Genomic DNA, 16,003 nt, shown 5'->3' with positions numbered 1-16,003 from the left:
GCACTGGCGGCGGCTGCGGCGGGCTATCCGCGTGACAGGTAGGCGCGCAGCACCTTTTCGAGCTTGGCAGCCCCGATGGGGGCCATCGCCTTGGTATGCTCATGGCTCAACACTTCGGAGGACATGCCCGCCGCCATGTTGGTGATCGTGGAAATCGCGGCGCATTTCAGCCCGAGGAACCGCCCGAGGATCACCTCGGGCACCGTGGACATGCCCACCGCGTCCGAGCCGAGCACGCGCAGGGCGCGGATCTCGGCCGGGGTTTCAAAGGAGGGGCCGGAATACCAGGCATAGACGCCGGTGTGCAGCGTCACGCCCTGCGCTCGCGCGGCGTCGTCCAGCGCGGCGCGCATGTCGCGGTTGTAGGCGTCGGTCATGTTGACGAAACGCGTGTCCGACGGCTCGCCAATCAGGGGGTTCAGGCCGGAAAAGTTGATATGGTCCGACAGCAGCATCAATTCGCCCGGTCCCATGCCGTCGCGCAGGCTGCCGGCGGCGTTGGTCAGGATCAGCTCTTCCGCGCCGAGCGCGCGCAGCACCTCCAGGGGCAGTTTCATCGCGCGAGGATCGCCAGACTCGTAGTAGTGCGCCCGACCGCCGAAGACGGCGACGCGCGTTCCCTCGAGATCTCCGATGACGAGCTTGGGGTTGTGCCCCGACACCCCGGCATGGGGAAAGCCGGGCAGGTCGGCGTAGTCGATCGCCACGCCGTCCACGCTGTCGGCCAGGTGGCCAAGTCCGGAGCCGAGGATCAGCCCGGTGGCGACAGGCGCATCGCCGGCCCGGTCGCGGATCAGGGTCAGCAGGTCTTCCATCTATCGTTCCTTCACATAGGGTTGACCGCCTGCCTTGGGCGGGGTGGCCTTGCCGATGAAGCCGGCCAGGATCACCACCGTCAGGATGTAGGGCAGGGCCTGCATGAACTGCACGGGGATGACGAAGGCGCCGACATCGACGTTCTGGTATTTCGAGCCGATCGCTTCGAGCAGGCCGAACAGCAGGCACGCCCAGAGCGCGGGGTAGGGTTTCCACTTGGCGAAGATCAGCGCGGCAAGCGCGATGAACCCGCGCCCCGCGGTCATGTCCTTCACGAAACCCGCGGCAGAGGTGCCCATCGACAGGTAGGCCCCGGCCAGGCCGCAGAGCACGCCGCAGATCAGCACCGCCGCATAGCGCTGGCGCGTGACGGAGATCCCGGCGGTATCGACCGCGCCGGGGTTCTCACCCACCGCCCGCAGGCGCAGGCCGAACCGCGTGGAAAACAGGATCCAAGCGGTCAGCGGTACCATCAGAAGCGCGATGTAGACAAGGATCACCTGGCCCGAAAGCACATCCCGGTAGAAGGGACCAATAACGGGAATTGCGCCGATAGTGTCCGCCAGCGGCAGGGTGAGCCCGATGAACCGCGCGCCTCCGGTCAGCTGCGGGGTCTGTCCGCCCATGGAAAACAGCGCCTCGCCGACCAGGACCGTCACCCCGGCGGCCAGGAAGTTGATCGCAACGCCCGAAATCAGCTGGTTGCCGCGAAGCGTGATGGACGCAAAGCCATGCAGCAGCGCCATCGCCATCGATGCGGCGATGCCCGCCATGACGCCCAGCCAGGCCGCCGTCCACCCAAGCCCCAGGCCCGAAATCTGGCCCGGAAACGGATCCGCCACATAGGGTGCCGCGGCCCAGGCGGCCACGCCCGCAGAGGCGAAGGCGGCGGCCAGCATCTTGCCCTCGAGCCCGATGTCGAAAATGCCCGCGCGCTCGGAAAACAGGCCGGCAAGGCACGCCAGCAGCAGCGGCGTTGCGTTGCGCATGGTGCTGTCGAACAGCTGGAAGAGTTCCGCCAGATCCATCACGCGCGCCCCCTGTTGAAGCGCAGGAACAAGCGTTCCACCGGGAAGCGGACCATGTTCTCAAGGCTGCCGGTGAACAGGATGACAAGCGCCTGGATCGTCAGGATCATCTGGCTGGGGATCGCCGGGATCTCGAACGCCAGTTCCGCGCCGCCCTGGTAGAGCACGCCGAACAGCAGTGCGGCCAGGATCACACCGACCGGGTGCGAGCGGCCCATCAACGCGACGGCGATGCCCACGAACCCCGCACCTAGCACCGAGTCGAGGTTAAGGCGGCGCAGATCGCCCATCACCGTGTTGATCGCCATCAGCCCCGCCAGCGCGCCAGAGATCAGCATCGTGATCATGATGATCCGCACCGGGGAAATCCCGGCGTAAACCGCCGCCTTGTCGGAAAATCCGAAGGCCCGGATCTCATACCCAAGCCGTGTGCGCCAGATCAGGACCCAGACGCCGAAGGCCGCCAGAAGCGCGAGGAAGACCGAGATATTCGCGGGCGAGCGGGAAAGCTCGATCCCGATCCAGTCCGCCATCTGGTCCAGCCGCGGGATCTGCGCCCCTTCCCCGAAACGCCGGCTTTCCGGCGACATGGAGCCGGGCACCTTGAAGACCTGGTTCAACACATAGACCAGCAGCGCGGCGGCGATATAGTTGAACATGATCGTCGTGATCACGATGTGGCTGCCGCGTTTCGCCTGAAGATAGGCCGGAATCGCGGCCCAGGCGGCCCCGAACATGGCCGCCGCGATCACCGCGAGGGGCAGCGTCAGCAGCCAGTGGGTCTGATCCAGCGACAGGCACACGATGGCCACGCCGATCCCGGCGACGCCGGCCTGACCCTCACCGCCGATGTTGAAGATGGAGGCATGGAAGGCCACGGCCACCGCCAGCCCGGTGAAGACGAAGCTGGTGGCGTAATACAACGTGTAGCCGAAACCATAGCTCGACCCGAGCGAGCCGTTGATCATGATCTGCATCGCGCGGATCGGATCCTCGCCGATGAAGATCACCACGAGTCCGGCGACGAAGAACGCAAGGAACACGTTGATCGCCGGGATCAGCACAACATCCGCCCAGGCGGGCAGGGTCTTCTTCATTGCGGTCCCTCTTTCGGATCAATCCCCGCCATCAGCAGGCCCAGTTCGTTTTCGTCCGTGTCCTGCGGCAGGCGTTCGCCGGATATGGCGCCGTCGAACATCACCACGATGCGGTCCGACAGGGCCAGGATTTCCTCAAGCTCCACGGACACCAGCAGCACCGCCTTGCCCTTGTCGCGTAGGGCGACGATCTGGTTGTGGATGAACTCGATCGCGCCGATATCCACGCCACGGGTCGGCTGGCCGATCAGCAGGATGTCGGGGTTGCTCTCGATTTCGCGCGCGATCACGATCTTCTGCTGGTTCCCCCCCGAGAAGTTGGAGGCCTTCAGATCGCAGTTGGCGGGGCGCACGTCGTATTTCTCGATCTTTTCGCGGGCGTCGTCGCGCATGAAGGTCCGACGCAGAAACCCCTTTGGGGACGAGTATTCTGCCCGGTCGTGATAGCCGAAACAGGCGTTTTCCCAGGCCGAATAGGGCATGATCAGCCCCAGCCGGTGCCGGTCCTCGGGCACATGGGCGATGCCGTGATCGCGCCGCTCACCCGCATCCGCTTGGGCGGACAGGTCCAGCGCGCGGCCGTTCATCGTGACCGTCCCGCCAGAGGCGGCGGTGATCCCGCCAAGCACTTCCAGCAGGGCGGACTGGCCGTTGCCCGCGACCCCGGCGACGCCCAGGATCTCGCCCGCCTTCAGGTCCAGGTCGATCCCCTTGAGGCGTTCCACGCCGTCCGGGTCGCGCACGCGCAGGCCGCGGATTTCCATCAGCGTTTCGCCGATATTCGGCGGGCTCTTCTCGATCCGCAGCAGGACCTTGCGGCCCACCATCAGCTCCGCCAGTTCGGTGGGCGAGGTGTCGGCGGTCTTGACGGTCGCGGTCATCTCACCCTGGCGCATGACGCTGACGGTATCAGTGATCGCCATGATCTCGCGCAGCTTGTGGGTGATCAGGATGATCGTCTTGCCCTCGCGCTTCAGCCCTTCGAGGATGCGGAACAGGTGATCCGCCTCGGCCGGGGTCAGCACGCCGGTAGGTTCGTCCAAGATCAGGATGTCGGCCTTGCGGTACAGGGCCTTCAGGATTTCGACCCGCTGCTGGAAACCGACCGCCAAGTCGCCGACAACGGCGTCCGGGTCCACTTCCAGTTCGTATTCGCGGGCAAGTTCGGTCAGCAGGGTGCGGGCCTTCGCGAGGCTGGGCTTCAGCATCGCGCCATCCTCGGCGCCCAGCACGACGTTTTCCAGCACGGTGAAAGGCTGGACCAGCATGAAATGCTGATGGACCATGCCGATCCCGGCGCGGATCGCGTCGTCGGAATTGTTGATCTGCGTGGGCGTACCGCCGATGCGGATCTCGCCCTTGTCGGCCTTGTAGAAGCCGTAGAGGATCGACATCAGGGTCGATTTTCCGGCACCGTTTTCCCCCACGATGCCGTGGATGGTGCCGCGCTGCACCTTCATCGAGATGTCTTTGTTGGCCTGCACCGGCCCGAAGGACTTGGAGATGCCGGTCAACTCGATCGCGGTGGCATCAGGGGCGGCCTCGGGCCGCCCCTTCAGGTTGTCTTCAACGACGGTCATCAGGCCCTCAGGACGCTGGGCAGCTGTCGTCGGTGGTGTAGTCGTGCACCTGGATCTCGCCCGAGATGATCTTGGCCTTCGCGTCTTCCACGGCGGCGATCATGTCCTCGGTCAGCAGGCTTTCGTTGTTCTCGTCAACGGCATAGCCGACGCCTTCCTCGGCGACACCCCAGACTTCGAGGCCGGGCTCGAACTTGCCCTGCTGGGCAGCCTTGAACGCGTCGTAAACGGCCACGTCCACGCGCTTGAGCATGGAAGTCAGGACCGAGCCGGGGTGCAGGTAGTTCTGGTTGGCGTCCACGCCGATCCCCATCACGCCGTTGTCGGCCGCTGCCTGAAGCACGCCGCGCCCGGTGCCGCCGGCCGCGTGGTAGACCACGTCAGCGCCCTGGTCGATCTGGCCGGTGGCCAGTTCGCCGCCCTTCACGGGGTCGTTCCAGGCCGCGCCGGTGGTGCCGGTCATGTTCTGGATCACGGTCGCGTCGGGATTGACCGATTTCACGCCCTGCACGTAGCCGCAGGCGAACTTGCGGATCAGGCCGATGTCCATGCCGCCCACGAAACCCACGGTGCCGCTTTCGGACTGCATCGCCGCCAGCACGCCGACGAGGAAGGAGCCTTCATGCTCCTTGAAGACGACCGAGCGGACGTTGGGCAGATCGACATAGGCGTCGATGATCTGGAACTGCGTGTCGGGGAATTCGGCGGCCACCGCCTCCATCGCGCTCTGCTGGGCGAAACCGGCGACCACGATCGGGTTGTTGCCCTGTTCCGCGAAACGGCGCAGAGCCTGTTCGCGCTGAGCGTCGGACTGGATCTCGAACTCACGGTATTCGATGCCGGTTTCCTGCTTGAAGCGCTCGGCACCTTCGAAGGAGGCTTGGTTGAACGACCGGTCGAACTTTCCGCCGAGGTCGAAGATGACAGCGGGCTTGATTTCGACATGGCCGTCGGCGACTGCCGTGACGGTTGATCCCAGAAGGGCAGCAGCGCCCATGAGGGCAGTAACGAATTTCATGAATGTAGCCTCCGTATGTTGGTGCGCTTCATCGCCCGGCCCCCGTTGGTTGACCTGGTTAGGGCCTTTGGCGGTCCTCCGGGCGGCGGTGAAACTGCCGGCAAGTAAAGTCGGACGTGCATGAGGGGTCAATCGGTTTTTACCGTTGACGCAACTGCAGGCTCTCAGCGCAGGGATTTGCCCAGCACATGGGCAGAGACCGCGCTGCGCCCCTGCGCGGTGTAGTAATCCTTGCGATACCCGCGGGGGGCGAAGCCGGCGGCGGCGTAAAGCGCGCGCGCGGGGGCGTTGGTGTCGGAGACTTCCAGCAGGATATCCTCGGCGTTCCGGGAAAAAGCCCATTCCTCCAGGCGCTTGAGCAGTTTTCGCGCGCATCCTGAGCGGCGGGATTCCGGCGCGACGCAAAGGGTCAGCACCTCGATCTCCGGGCCGGCGCAGCGCGCCAGCAGGAAGCCGGGCGCGGGATCGCAGAACAGCGCTACGCCGGGGGAGGCCAGCAGTTGCGCGAACTCGGGCGCGCTCCAGGGTCTCGGGGGGGCGGGAAAGGCGCGGGCGTGCAGCCGTGCAAGTGCCTCAGGAGTCATCCAGAATCACCGGTGGCGGATCGGCGGGCAGCGCCGCGTCGGCCGCGCGCAGGTACAGGGGGGCAGGGGGGCTGAACGGGGCGCTCATGCGCGCCGCCACCCGCGCGAAGGCGGCGATCGGGGCCGCCGCGGTTTCGGGGCCCGCCGTCAGGCCAAGGGTGTTGGCCAGTTGCGCGGCGCGATGGCCGATCACCCGCGTTTCGGGCGGCAGGGACAGCGCGCCGGGAGTCTCAAGGTCGACTTGGCGCGGCGGCAGCGCGGCGGCGCCGAACCCTTGCAGGTAGATCCGCCCCTGGCGTGCATCGATGCTGACCAGCGTCGGGCCTTCCTCCGCCTCGGCCAGCGCCTCGAAGCTGGTGACGCCGAGCGCGGGAATGTCGAGCGCCAGCGCCAGCCCCCGCACCGCCGAGACGGCGATCCGCGTGCCGGTGAAATTGCCGGGCCCGACCCCGACGGCGATACGGTCGAGGTCCCGCCAGCTCAGCCCCGCGGTTCCCAGCGCCTTTTCGGCGAGGGGCAGCAGCGCATCGGCCTGGCCCCGCGTCATCGGCTCGTCGATCTCTGCGACCACGGTGTCGTCAATGAAAACGGCCACCGCACAACGTGCCGTGGCCGTATCGAGCGCAATCAGGCGCATGGCTCAGGCGGCGACGGGGCGCACCTCCGTCACCTCCGGGATATAGTGGCGCAGCAGGTTCTCGATCCCCATTTTCAGCGTCATGGTGGAGGAGGGGCAGCCGGCGCAGGCGCCTTGCATATGCAGGTAGACGACCCCGCGCTCGAACCCGTGGAAGGTGATGTCGCCGCCATCCTGCGCCACGGCAGGGCGCACGCGGGTGTCCAGCAACTCCTTGATCTGGTTGACGATCTGGGAATCGGGCCCGTCATGGGCCGCATGGCCAACGGCGCCGCTGTCGCCTTCCATCACCGGCTGGCCGGACTGGTAATGCTCCATGATCGCGCCAAGAATGGCGGGCTTGATATGGGCCCAGTCGGTGGTTTCGTCCTTGGTGACAGTGACGAAATCAGGCCCGAAGAAAACGCCGGTCACGCCTTCGACGGCAAACACGCGGCTCGCCAGCGGGGAGGTCGTGGCCGCCTCGGCACTGGGGAAATCCGCGGTGCCGGCGGGCAGGACGGCCTCGCCGGGCAGGAACTTCAGCGTCGCGGGGTTCGGGGTCGATTCGGTCTGTATGAACATGTTCATGGGTCCTTCTGGCTCATACCCAATCTGGGGCTCCTGACCAAATAAGTCAAGCATTCTGGAATGTTTCTAAACTGGGCGGGGGTAGCGTCGCGGCGTGGCCACGTGGGCGTCACGTGGCGCTATGTGCACCGCTGGCAGGGGCGGGCTGAAAGTGGCGCGGCCCGCCCGGAAACACCGCTCAACTGACGGCGATGATGTCTTCCTTGGTCATCGAGCCGGGAACGACAGTGACCGGCACCGGCATCTCGCTGACGCGGCGACCGGCGAGTTCGGTCACCAGCGGCCCCGGGCCGTCGCCCTTGGTGCCCGCGCCGAGCACGAGGATGCCGATCTGCGGGTCGGCCTTGATATGGTCGATGATCTCGCGCGCTTTTTCGCCTTCGCGGATGGCAAGGGTCGGGGTCACGCCCTCGACCTTTTCCATACGCTCCTTGAACACCTCGAAATGGGCCTCGATCTTCTCGCGCGCTTCCTGGCGCATGATGTCGCCCACGCCGATCCAGTGCTGGAACTCCTCAGGTGCGATGATGCCGAGAAGCTCGACGCCGCCACCGGTTTTCGAGGCGCGAATGGCGGCGAAGCGCATCGCGTTCAGACACTCGGGCGTATCATCCAGTACCACGAGAAACTTGCGCATGTATCAGTAATCCAATCAGGTCAGCTTGTCAGGGCGATCCTGCGACATGGGCCAAGGCTGCGCAAGCAGAAGCGTGAGGAAGCGCCGATTCTTCGTCGCTTTCAGCGGGCCGCGCGGCGCACAATGCGCCCCGACGCCCCCTGCGCCAGGCTTGCGAGGATCGCCAGCGCCTGCAGCGCCAGCGCGATGGCAAGACCCACGAGAGTGCGTCCCGCGCGGCTGAACCGTGCGGTCAGCCGCAAGGCACGGGATTTTCCGAGCCGGTTGGTGACGGCCACGGTCCTGAGGCCGCCCGCCTCGGACAGGTTGGCGATGCGCCTTGCATCCGCGCCGTTGTCGATCAGCGGCAGAAGCGCCAGCGCGTGGGAGTTGGGCACCGCCTTCTGCATCCGCCCGAGGTAATCGAGCAGCGCCGCCCCTTCGCCCAGGGCGCGGGGGTTCAGCGCGGCGCGGTAGGCGTTGGGATCTAAACCCGCGCGCAGTCCCCGCGGGAGCTTGTCGAAATCGACCAGCTCCCCGCCGATCCGGGCAAGCTGCGCTTGTAACGCCGGTGTCAGCCCGTCCGCCCGGCGCGCCACGCGGATCACCGCGACCCCGCCCTTCACGCTGGCCGAGGAGCCCGCCGTGACAAGGATCGCCAGCGTCGCCCCGAGCCCCACCCCGGCGAGGGCGACGTTCACCTTGTCCACGGGGTCCCCGTTCATCCAGGCCCGCGTCTCGGCGGACAGCGCGCGGACGTCGCCGATGGGGGTCACCTCCACCGCTAGGGCGCAGACCAGGCCGTCGCTCATTCGGCACCCGGGTAACCCCGCGGCGCAGGCGGCGCAGTTCTTCGATTGGCCGAGCACGCCCCTGTCCCGGGCGCGCGCCGCGCTCAGCCGTGCGTCAAGCGCGGGATCGAGGGGCAGCGCGCGGGCGCGGACGATCTCCATCGTGCTGTCGATGAGCACCCAGTCCACCGGCTCCGCGTCGAGCGCGCGCGCCAGCGTGTCCCGTGCCCAAGGGCCGTCGAACTCCGTGCCGATCACCCGGTCGAGCGCGCGCTGAAACTCCGGAAGGCTGCGTTCGGCATAGACTTGGCCCAGTGGCGTGCGGGCCAGCATCGCAAGGGCCACCACCAGCGTCAGGATCGCGGACAGGCGCAGCAGCCTTGCCGCCCAGAGGATGGCCCCCCGGACGGCCATGGCCTATCGGCTCCGCACGAAGCCGATGATGTCGTAGGTGCGGTCCAGGATCGGCTCCGCGATCTCGGCCGCGCGGTCCGCGCCATTGCCGAGGATGCGGTCGATCTCGCCCGGGTCGGACATCAGTTCCGCCATCCGGGTGGAGATGTGGGACATCTTCTCGACCGCAAGGTCCGCCAGCGCGGGCTTGAACGTGCCGAACTGGCTGCCGGCATATTCCGCGATCACCGCCTCCGGCGTGGTTTCCGCCAGCGCGGCGTAGATGTTGACCAGGTTGCGCGCCTCGGGCCGGTCGTCCAGCCCGTCCAGGGTTTCGGGCAGAGGCTCGGGGTCGGTCTTGGCCTTGCGGATCTTCTTCGAGATGGTGTCCGCGTCGTCGGTCAGGTTGATCCGGCTCATGTCCGAGGGATCGGACTTCGACATCTTCTTGGTGCCGTCGCGCAGGCTCATCACCCGTGTCGCCACGCCTTCGATCATCGGCTCGGGCAGGGGGAAGAAATCTGGCGCCTCGAAGTCCAGGTTGAACTTCGTTGCGATATCGCGGGCGAGTTCAAGGTGCTGCTTCTGATCCTCGCCCACGGGCACATGGGTCGCGTGATAGACAAGGATATCCGCCGCCATCAGTGCGGGATAGGCATAGAGGCCAAGCGACGCCTTCTCCGCGTTCTTGCCCGCCTTGTCCTTGAACTGGGTCATGCGGTTCATCCAGCCCATCCGCGCCACGCAGGAAAACACCCAGGCAAGCTGGCTGTGCGCAGGCACCTGGCTCTGGTTGAACAGGATCGAGCGGGCCGGGTCCAGGCCACAGGCGATGAAGGCCGCAGCCACTTCCCGCGTGGCGCGCGCCGTGCCTTCGCGACCGGCCCAGGCATTGGTGATCGAGTGCTGGTCGACCATGCAATAGATCGTCTGCCACGCGTTGTCCTGCATCTCCACGAAGCGCTTTACGGCGCCGAGGTAGTTACCCAGTGTCAGCCCACCGGTGGGCTGGACGCCGGAAAAGACGCGCGGTTGGTGCGTGCTCTCGGTCATGGTCATCCTGTCAGGTCTGTGGTTAAACCGGGGTGCTTATCGCGCCGCGGCAAGGGCGCGTCAACACGCAGCACAGACAGGCCCCATGTTCGACCCCGACCACAGCGCCCCGCCCTTCAACCCGATTCCGCCGGTCGTCGCCGCGCTGGCGATCGTGATCTTCGGCATCGAACTGGTGTTCCAGGCCGGGGCCCGCGGCTTCATCGGCGGCCCCGAGGCGGTTGGCTGGCGGCTCACCGCGCTCAGGGACTACGGGTTCTTCGCCGGTTATTTCGACTACATGCTCGAAAGCCAGACCTGGCCCTTCGACGGGCTGAAGCGCTTCGTCACCTATCCCTTCATCCACTACAGCCTGACACATGCGCTGTTTGCCTGCGTCCTTCTGTTGGCGCTGGGTAATTTCGCGGGGCGGATGTTCCGGACCTGGGCGATCCTGGTGGTCTTCTTTGCATCCTCGGTCGTCGGGGCATTGGTGTTCGGCCTGACCAGCACCACCGAGGCGCCGCTGTTCGGCGCCTACCCGGCCATCTATGGCTTGCTGGGGCTTTATACCTGGGCGCTCTGGGTCGCGGCGGAGGAGTTGGGCGCAAACCCATACGCCGCCTTCCGCCTGGTGGGAATCCTGGTCGCGATCCAGGTGGTCTTCATCCTGATCGACGGGCGCTGGGATGGCCTGTTCGCCGAGATTGGCGGCTTTGCGACCGGTTTCGCGCTCGCCACGATCGTGGCGCCCGGCGGGTTCACGCGGCTGCGCCGGAAGTTGCAGGGCCGGCGCTGACCCTCAGGGCGCCATGCCACGGATCTCGGCGTGGCGGGGGCAGCCCGTCAGGTGGTCGTTCACCATCCCCGTCGCCTGCATGAAGGCATAGACGATGGTCGGCCCGCAAAAGGTGAACCCCGCCTTCTTCAGATCCTTCGAGAGTCGCGTGGACAGCGGCGTGAAAGCCGGCACGTCGGCCATGCGCGCCCAGGTGTTCTGGATCGGCGCGCCGTCGACGTATTTCCACAGGTAGTCGGCAAAATCTTCCCGCGCCTCGATCTCGTTGAAAAGCTGGGCCGAGCGGATGGCGCTGCGGATCTTGCCGCCATGGCGCACGATTCGGGGATCCGCGAGCAGGCGGTTCACGTCCGCCTCGGTATAGCGTGCGACCCGTTCGGGATCGAACCCGTCAAAGGCCGCGCGAAAGGCGTCGCGCTTCTTCAGGATCGTAATCCAGCTCAGCCCCGCCTGGAACCCGTCGAGAATCAGTTTTTCCCACAAGGCACGGCCGTCAAACTCGGGAACGCCCCATTCAAGGTCATGGTAAGAAACGTAAATTTCTTCATTCCCACACCACGGACAGCGGTCGCTCATGTCATCCCCCTCAACATCTTGACGATGGGAACATTTTTAGAACATTCGGGCAATATTTACCGTGGATTAACTGCCGGAACGCCACTTTCGCGTCAGGGATCAGCCCGGAAAGACGAGGCGCAAATGACACGCGACGACAAACAGACCGACCACTACAAGGACGCCGCAGGGACGGCCGACATCACGATGCCCAAGGCGCTGAAAGGCGTGGGGCAGCGCGATGTGACGGCGTCCCGCGCCATGGTGGCGCGCGCATTGCAGGTTGGGGCCGTCACGGTTGTCTATCAGCCCGTGATCGATGCCCGCTGCCTGCCGCAGATCGCCTTTTACGAGGCGCTGATCCGCTTGCGTAGCCCCTCGGGCGGGCTGCTTGCGCCGGGGCAGTTCCTGCCGGCGATCCAGGGCACGCCGCTGGCCTCGGCGATCGACAGGGTGGCGCTGGCCAAGACCTTGGCGCAGCTTCGCGCGATGCCCGATACCCGGATCTCGGTCAACATCTGCCCGATGACGCTGGACGATCCGGCGTGGCTTTCCACCTTGTCCATGGCCGCGAACGAAACGCCGGACCTGCCCTACCGCCTGATCGTCGAGATGACGGAGGACGAGGGCTTCCTCGCCCATCCGCGCTGCGCCAGCTTCCTCGCCTCGCTCCGCTCGCTCGGGGTCAGCGTGGCGCTGGACGATTTCGGGGCGGGGGCGACCGGCTTCAGCCATTTCCGCGAGCACCGTTTCGATATCGTGAAGATCGACGGCAGCTACGGGGACCAGCTTGCGACGAACCCCGATGCGCAGGCGCTGGTGCGCGCGATGCTGGGGCTGGCCCGGCATTTCGAGATGCTCTCGGTGATCGAGTACATCGACAACCCCGAGGACGCGGCTTGCGCGGTACGGCTCGGCGTCGATTGCATGCAGGGGTATCTGTTCGGGCGACCGTCAGAGGACATGGACGGGCGCAGCGGCACGGACGGTACGGCGATCGGTTGAGCCGGCGCGCTCAGCCGTCCTTTGACAGGGTGTTGAGCTGGTCCTGCATCGCCTTCAGCTGGCTCTTCAGCTCTTCGAGGTCTACATCCTTCGCCCCGCCCGCCGGTTTCGCATCGGGGGTGGCGTCCCGGGCTTCCTCGGGGTGCTGGCCGCCGAAGGGGCGGAACATGCGCATGGCGTTCTCGTAGATTTCCATGTTCGTGCGCGTCAGCGCCTCGAAATTCGCCAGGGCGGGATTGACGCCAAAGGCCGAGGTCACGCTTTCGCGCAGCTTTTCCTGGTTGCGCAGGAACGTCTCCATCGACGCTTCGAGGTAGCCGGGCACCACGCCTTGCAGGGAATCCCCGTAGAGCCGGATCAACTGGCGCAGGAAATTGGCGGGCAGCATCGTATGGCCCTTGGCTTCCTCCTCGAAGATGATCTGGGTCAGCACGGCGCGGGTGATATCCTCGCCCGATTTTGCGTCGCGGACCACGAAATCCACCCCGTCCCGCACCATTTCGGCCAGGTTCTCCAGCGTGACATAGGCTGATTTCTGGGTGTTGTAGAGCCGCCGGTTGGCGTACTTCTTGATCACCACGGGGTCTTCTGTTTCGGTCCGGGCGCGGGCCATGCAACGGCTCTCCTTATGATCACAATTCAGGCATAGCATCGGGCGTTTCCGCGCCGCAACGGAATTTTTGCATACGCGAACACGCCTTGGCCATGCTACCCCCGGCTTGTCATGACGAAAGAACCGCCCCCCCCGGCAAAGACGCCGCCCCCGCCGGAAACCGAAAGGGACCGGGCCGTGCGCTACCTCGACCTGTGGGAAGCGTACCTGAGGCATGTCGCCATCACCGGCCCCGTCCCCCCGTCGTCCGAGAGCCGATGACCGCTGACCTGCCCCCCGTCGCCCCCCATCGTGTCGGGCAACCCGCACCGCTGCCGTTCCACATCGGGGCGGCGGTGGCGGCGTATCAGCAGGCGATCCTCGCCGCGCCGAACGCGGCGGAGCCGTCATTCCCCTGGCATCCCGATCTGCCCCGCTACACCGGCGCGCCGCCGGACCTGCTGGCGCTCACCCATGAGGCGGCGTCGCGGCTGTCCGCGATGATGCGCGGCGTGGAACTGTGGCAGCGCCACCCCTGGCGGCGCAGCCTGACGCCGCCGCCGGTGATCTGGCGCAGCGGCACATCGCAGCTTTTCGACTATGGCCAGACGCCGGAGGCAACCGATCCCGCCGGGCCCGTGGTGCTTGTCGTGCCGTCGCTGATCAACCGCGCCTACATCCTGGATCTGATGCCGGGGCGGTCGTTCCTGCGCGGGCTTGCCGCGGCGGGGCTGCGCCCGCTGCTGCTCGACTGGGGCGCGCCGGGAATGATGGAGGCGCGCTTCGACATCGAGGACTACATGACGCGCCGCCTGATGCCGGCGCTGGCGGCGGCCAGCGTGCTGGGCGGCGGCGCCCCGCCCGCCGTGCTCGGCTATTGCATGGGCGGAACGGTGGCGGCGGGGCTGGCGCTGACCACGCCCGAGATCCGCGGCCTGGTCACCATCGGCGCGCCCTGGGATTTCGCGGCGGCGCGGGGCACGGCGCAAGGCGCGCGCGCCGCGGCGGCCCAAGGTGGCGGGGCGGCGCAGGTGCGCGCGATCCTGCGCACCCTCTCGGACGCGTTCGGCGCGGTGCCGGTCAGCGTCTTCCAACACCTGTTCGCCGTGGTTGACCCGATGCAGGCGGCCCGCAAGTTCCGGCGATTCGCCGAAACTCCGCAGGATAGCGCGGAGGCGGAGTTCTTCGTCGCGATGGAGGATTGGCTCGCCGACGGCGTGCCCATGGCCGGACCCGCGGCCGAAACGCTTCTGGTCGACTGGCACCTCGAAAATACCACCGCGCGGGGCCAGTGGCCGCAGGGCCGATACGGGAGGGATCGCCCGCCAAGCTTGATCGTTGCCGGCCGGCGCGACACAATCGCCCCGCCCGCCGTTGCCGGTGGCCTGCGCCGGGTCCTGCCCGACGCGGAACTTCTGTCGCCGCCGCTCGGGCATGTCGGCATGATTACGGGGGCGGCGGCCCCCGACGCCGTCTGGGGGCCAGTCGCCGCTTTCCTGCGCGACCTGCCATAGGGGGGGAGAGACTCGGCTGCGACGGTATGCAACAGTGCAAACGAGGTGGGTACTGTTATGCTGCAGTGCAGCAATACAAGCTTGGTTCAGTACTATACTGTCCAAAAGGGAAGAAAAGGGAACGCCATGACAAACATCGTAATCGCTTCCGCCGCCCGCACGGCCGTCGGCAGCTTCAACGGCGCATTCGCCAACACCCCTGCCCATGATCTTGGCGCGACGGTCATCAAGGCCGTGCTGGAGCGCGCGGGCGTCGAGGCGGGCGATGTCTCGGAAACGATCCTTGGCCAGGTACTGACCGCGGGGCAGGGCCAGAACCCCGCCCGCCAGGCGCATATCAATGCGGGCCTGCCGGTCGAATCCGCGGCCTGGGGGATCAACCAGGTCTGCGGCTCGGGCCTGCGCGCGGTGGCGCTGGGCGCACAGCACATCATGCTCGGCGATGCGGAAATCGTGGTCGCGGGCGGCCAGGAAAGCATGAGCCTTTCGCCCCATGTCGCGCATCTGCGCGCGGGGCAGAAGATGGGCGACATGAAGTTCACCGACTCCATGATCAAGGACGGCCTCTGGGACGCCTTCAACAACTACCACATGGGCACCACCGCCGAGAACGTGGCCCAGAAGTGGCAGATCAGCCGCGAGGACCAGGATGCTTTCGCTGTGGCCAGCCAGAACAAGGCCGAGGCCGCGCAGAAGGCCGGCAAGTTCGATGACGAGGTGGTCGCCTTCAGCGTGAAGACCCGCAAGGGCGAGATCGTGGTCGACAAGGACGAGTACATCCGCCACGGCGCCACTATCGAGGCGATGCAGAAGCTGCGCCCGGCCTTCTCCAAGGACGGGTCGGTCACCGCGGGCAACGCCTCGGGCCTGAACGACGGCGCGGCGGCGACGCTGCTGATGAGCGCCGAGAACGCCGCGAAGCGCGGCATCAAGCCGCTGGCGCGCATCGCATCCTACGCGACCGCCGGGCTCGACCCGTCGGTCATGGGCGTCGGGCCGATCTATGCCAGCCGCAAGGCGCTGGACAAGGCGGGCTGGTCTGTGGGCGACCTGGACCTGGTGGAGGCGAACGAGGCCTTCGCCGCGCAGGCCTGTGCCGTGAACAAGGACATGGGCTGGGATCCGGAGATCGTGAACGTCAACGGCGGTGCGATCGCCATCGGCCACCCGATCGGCGCAAGTGGCTGCCGGGTGCTGAACACGCTGCTGTTCGAGATGCAGCGCCGTGACGCGAAGAAGGGCCTGGCCACGCTGTGCATCGGCGGCGGCATGGGCGTTGCGCTCTGCGTCGAGCGGGACTGAAGACGGCTGGTGGGCGGACTGCCCACCCTACAAAGACCCGAAGGTCAGGCCCTGGCCCAGGCCTTCGGGAATAA

The 16,003-nt window shown here is 66.5% G+C and carries 17 protein-coding genes; 4 read left to right on the top strand and 13 right to left on the bottom strand.

Annotated features, from left to right (window positions below; translation table 11 throughout):
* Window positions 1-23 precede the first annotated feature (23 nt).
* The 11 genes from DJ029_RS08150 to trpS all read right to left on the bottom strand — a co-directional run bounded on the left by DJ029_RS08150 (window position 24) and on the right by trpS (window position 10,183).
* Window positions 24-815, bottom strand: coding sequence for a purine-nucleoside phosphorylase (locus tag DJ029_RS08150; RefSeq protein WP_112321853.1), 792 nt, complete (start codon window positions 813-815; stop codon window positions 24-26).
* Entirely contained in the window at window positions 816-1,844 is a 1,029-nt protein-coding gene (locus DJ029_RS08145; RefSeq protein WP_112321851.1) for an ABC transporter permease, read from the bottom strand.
* Window positions 1,844-2,941 (bottom strand): ABC transporter permease, encoded by a 1,098-nt coding sequence (locus tag DJ029_RS08140; RefSeq protein WP_112321850.1) that lies wholly within the window; start codon window positions 2,939-2,941, stop codon window positions 1,844-1,846. Before DJ029_RS08140 ends, DJ029_RS08145 begins: the two co-directional genes overlap by 1 nt.
* A complete protein-coding gene (locus tag DJ029_RS08135) occupies window positions 2,938-4,521 on the bottom strand; it encodes an ABC transporter ATP-binding protein (RefSeq protein ID WP_112321848.1) in 1,584 nt (527 codons plus the stop codon). The genes DJ029_RS08140 and DJ029_RS08135 overlap by 4 nt, the downstream gene beginning before the upstream one ends.
* Window positions 4,522-4,528: 7 nt before the next feature.
* A complete protein-coding gene (locus DJ029_RS08130; RefSeq protein ID WP_112321846.1) occupies window positions 4,529-5,539 on the bottom strand; it encodes a BMP family lipoprotein in 1,011 nt (336 codons plus the stop codon).
* Between the two features lie 164 nt (window positions 5,540-5,703).
* Entirely contained in the window at window positions 5,704-6,123 is a 420-nt protein-coding gene (locus DJ029_RS08125) for a GNAT family N-acetyltransferase (RefSeq protein WP_112321844.1), read from the bottom strand.
* On the bottom strand, window positions 6,113-6,718 hold the full coding sequence (gene tsaB, locus DJ029_RS08120) for a tRNA (adenosine(37)-N6)-threonylcarbamoyltransferase complex dimerization subunit type 1 TsaB (RefSeq protein WP_308860889.1): 606 nt from the start codon (window positions 6,716-6,718) through the stop codon (window positions 6,113-6,115). Before tsaB ends, DJ029_RS08125 begins: the two co-directional genes overlap by 11 nt.
* A gap of 45 nt (window positions 6,719-6,763) precedes the next feature.
* On the bottom strand, window positions 6,764-7,324 hold the full coding sequence (locus DJ029_RS08115; RefSeq protein ID WP_112322019.1) for a NifU family protein: 561 nt from the start codon (window positions 7,322-7,324) through the stop codon (window positions 6,764-6,766).
* 184 nt (window positions 7,325-7,508) lie between these two features.
* Window positions 7,509-7,967, bottom strand: coding sequence for a universal stress protein (locus DJ029_RS08110; protein WP_112321840.1), 459 nt, complete (start codon window positions 7,965-7,967; stop codon window positions 7,509-7,511).
* A 101-nt stretch (window positions 7,968-8,068) separates the two neighbouring features.
* Window positions 8,069-9,151 (bottom strand): hypothetical protein, encoded by a 1,083-nt coding sequence (locus tag DJ029_RS08105; RefSeq protein WP_112321839.1) that lies wholly within the window; start codon window positions 9,149-9,151, stop codon window positions 8,069-8,071.
* 3 nt (window positions 9,152-9,154) lie between these two features.
* Window positions 9,155-10,183, bottom strand: a complete 1,029-nt coding sequence (gene trpS, locus DJ029_RS08100) for a tryptophan--tRNA ligase (protein ID WP_112321837.1) — start codon at window positions 10,181-10,183, stop codon at window positions 9,155-9,157.
* 85 nt (window positions 10,184-10,268) lie between these two features.
* Here trpS and DJ029_RS08095 point away from each other — a divergent pair, with 85 nt between their 5' ends.
* A complete protein-coding gene (locus DJ029_RS08095; protein WP_112321833.1) occupies window positions 10,269-10,961 on the top strand; it encodes a rhomboid family intramembrane serine protease in 693 nt (230 codons plus the stop codon).
* Between the two features lie 3 nt (window positions 10,962-10,964).
* On the opposite strand, the gene DJ029_RS08090 is transcribed toward DJ029_RS08095, so the two are convergent.
* The gene (locus DJ029_RS08090) at window positions 10,965-11,537 is read right to left on the bottom strand and encodes a DNA-3-methyladenine glycosylase I (RefSeq protein WP_112321832.1); all 573 of its coding nucleotides are present in this window, start codon (window positions 11,535-11,537) and stop codon (window positions 10,965-10,967) included.
* 123 nt (window positions 11,538-11,660) lie between these two features.
* Here DJ029_RS08090 and DJ029_RS08085 point away from each other — a divergent pair, with 123 nt between their 5' ends.
* On the top strand, window positions 11,661-12,521 hold the full coding sequence (locus tag DJ029_RS08085) for an EAL domain-containing protein (RefSeq protein ID WP_157966303.1): 861 nt from the start codon (window positions 11,661-11,663) through the stop codon (window positions 12,519-12,521).
* Between the two features lie 10 nt (window positions 12,522-12,531).
* Here DJ029_RS08085 and phaR read toward each other — a convergent pair whose 3' ends face one another.
* A complete protein-coding gene (gene phaR, locus DJ029_RS08080; protein ID WP_112321830.1) occupies window positions 12,532-13,134 on the bottom strand; it encodes a polyhydroxyalkanoate synthesis repressor PhaR in 603 nt (200 codons plus the stop codon).
* 257 nt (window positions 13,135-13,391) lie between these two features.
* Between phaR and DJ029_RS08075 the strand changes: the two genes are divergently transcribed.
* Entirely contained in the window at window positions 13,392-14,627 is a 1,236-nt protein-coding gene (locus tag DJ029_RS08075; RefSeq protein ID WP_198671084.1) for an alpha/beta fold hydrolase, read from the top strand.
* 126 nt (window positions 14,628-14,753) lie between these two features.
* Window positions 14,754-15,929, top strand: a complete 1,176-nt coding sequence (locus DJ029_RS08070) for an acetyl-CoA C-acetyltransferase (RefSeq protein WP_112321828.1) — start codon at window positions 14,754-14,756, stop codon at window positions 15,927-15,929.
* Window positions 15,930-16,003 lie beyond the last annotated feature (74 nt).

The sequence above is a fragment of the Oceanibium sediminis genome, assembly GCF_003265325.1.
GTDB lineage: Bacteria > Pseudomonadota > Alphaproteobacteria > Rhodobacterales > Rhodobacteraceae > Halovulum > Halovulum sediminis.
Note: the sequence above shows the minus strand (reverse complement) of the source record. Positions and strands in the feature narration are given on the sequence as shown.

Excerpts from the sequence above, each read along its gene's own strand:
- trpS (WP_112321837.1), bottom strand. The coding sequence starts at position 10,183 with ATGACCGAGAGCACGCACCAACCGCGCGTCTTTTCCGGCGTCCAGCCC.
- phaR (WP_112321830.1), bottom strand. The coding sequence starts at position 13,134 with ATGGCCCGCGCCCGGACCGAAACAGAAGACCCCGTGGTGATCAAGAAG.
- DJ029_RS08105 (WP_112321839.1), bottom strand. The coding sequence starts at position 9,151 with ATGGCCGTCCGGGGGGCCATCCTCTGGGCGGCAAGGCTGCTGCGCCTG.
- DJ029_RS08125 (WP_112321844.1), bottom strand. The coding sequence starts at position 6,123 with ATGACTCCTGAGGCACTTGCACGGCTGCACGCCCGCGCCTTTCCCGCC.
- DJ029_RS08095 (WP_112321833.1), top strand. The coding sequence starts at position 10,269 with ATGTTCGACCCCGACCACAGCGCCCCGCCCTTCAACCCGATTCCGCCG.
- DJ029_RS08145 (WP_112321851.1), bottom strand. The coding sequence starts at position 1,844 with ATGGATCTGGCGGAACTCTTCCAGCTGTTCGACAGCACCATGCGCAAC.
- DJ029_RS08115 (WP_112322019.1), bottom strand. The coding sequence starts at position 7,324 with ATGTTCATACAGACCGAATCGACCCCGAACCCCGCGACGCTGAAGTTC.
- DJ029_RS08085 (WP_157966303.1), top strand. The coding sequence starts at position 11,661 with ATGACACGCGACGACAAACAGACCGACCACTACAAGGACGCCGCAGGG.
- DJ029_RS08075 (WP_198671084.1), top strand. The coding sequence starts at position 13,392 with ATGACCGCTGACCTGCCCCCCGTCGCCCCCCATCGTGTCGGGCAACCC.
- DJ029_RS08110 (WP_112321840.1), bottom strand. The coding sequence starts at position 7,967 with ATGCGCAAGTTTCTCGTGGTACTGGATGATACGCCCGAGTGTCTGAAC.
- DJ029_RS08130 (WP_112321846.1), bottom strand. The coding sequence starts at position 5,539 with ATGAAATTCGTTACTGCCCTCATGGGCGCTGCTGCCCTTCTGGGATCA.
- DJ029_RS08150 (WP_112321853.1), bottom strand. The coding sequence starts at position 815 with ATGGAAGACCTGCTGACCCTGATCCGCGACCGGGCCGGCGATGCGCCT.
- DJ029_RS08140 (WP_112321850.1), bottom strand. The coding sequence starts at position 2,941 with ATGAAGAAGACCCTGCCCGCCTGGGCGGATGTTGTGCTGATCCCGGCG.
- DJ029_RS08070 (WP_112321828.1), top strand. The coding sequence starts at position 14,754 with ATGACAAACATCGTAATCGCTTCCGCCGCCCGCACGGCCGTCGGCAGC.
- DJ029_RS08090 (WP_112321832.1), bottom strand. The coding sequence starts at position 11,537 with ATGAGCGACCGCTGTCCGTGGTGTGGGAATGAAGAAATTTACGTTTCT.
- DJ029_RS08135 (WP_112321848.1), bottom strand. The coding sequence starts at position 4,521 with ATGACCGTCGTTGAAGACAACCTGAAGGGGCGGCCCGAGGCCGCCCCT.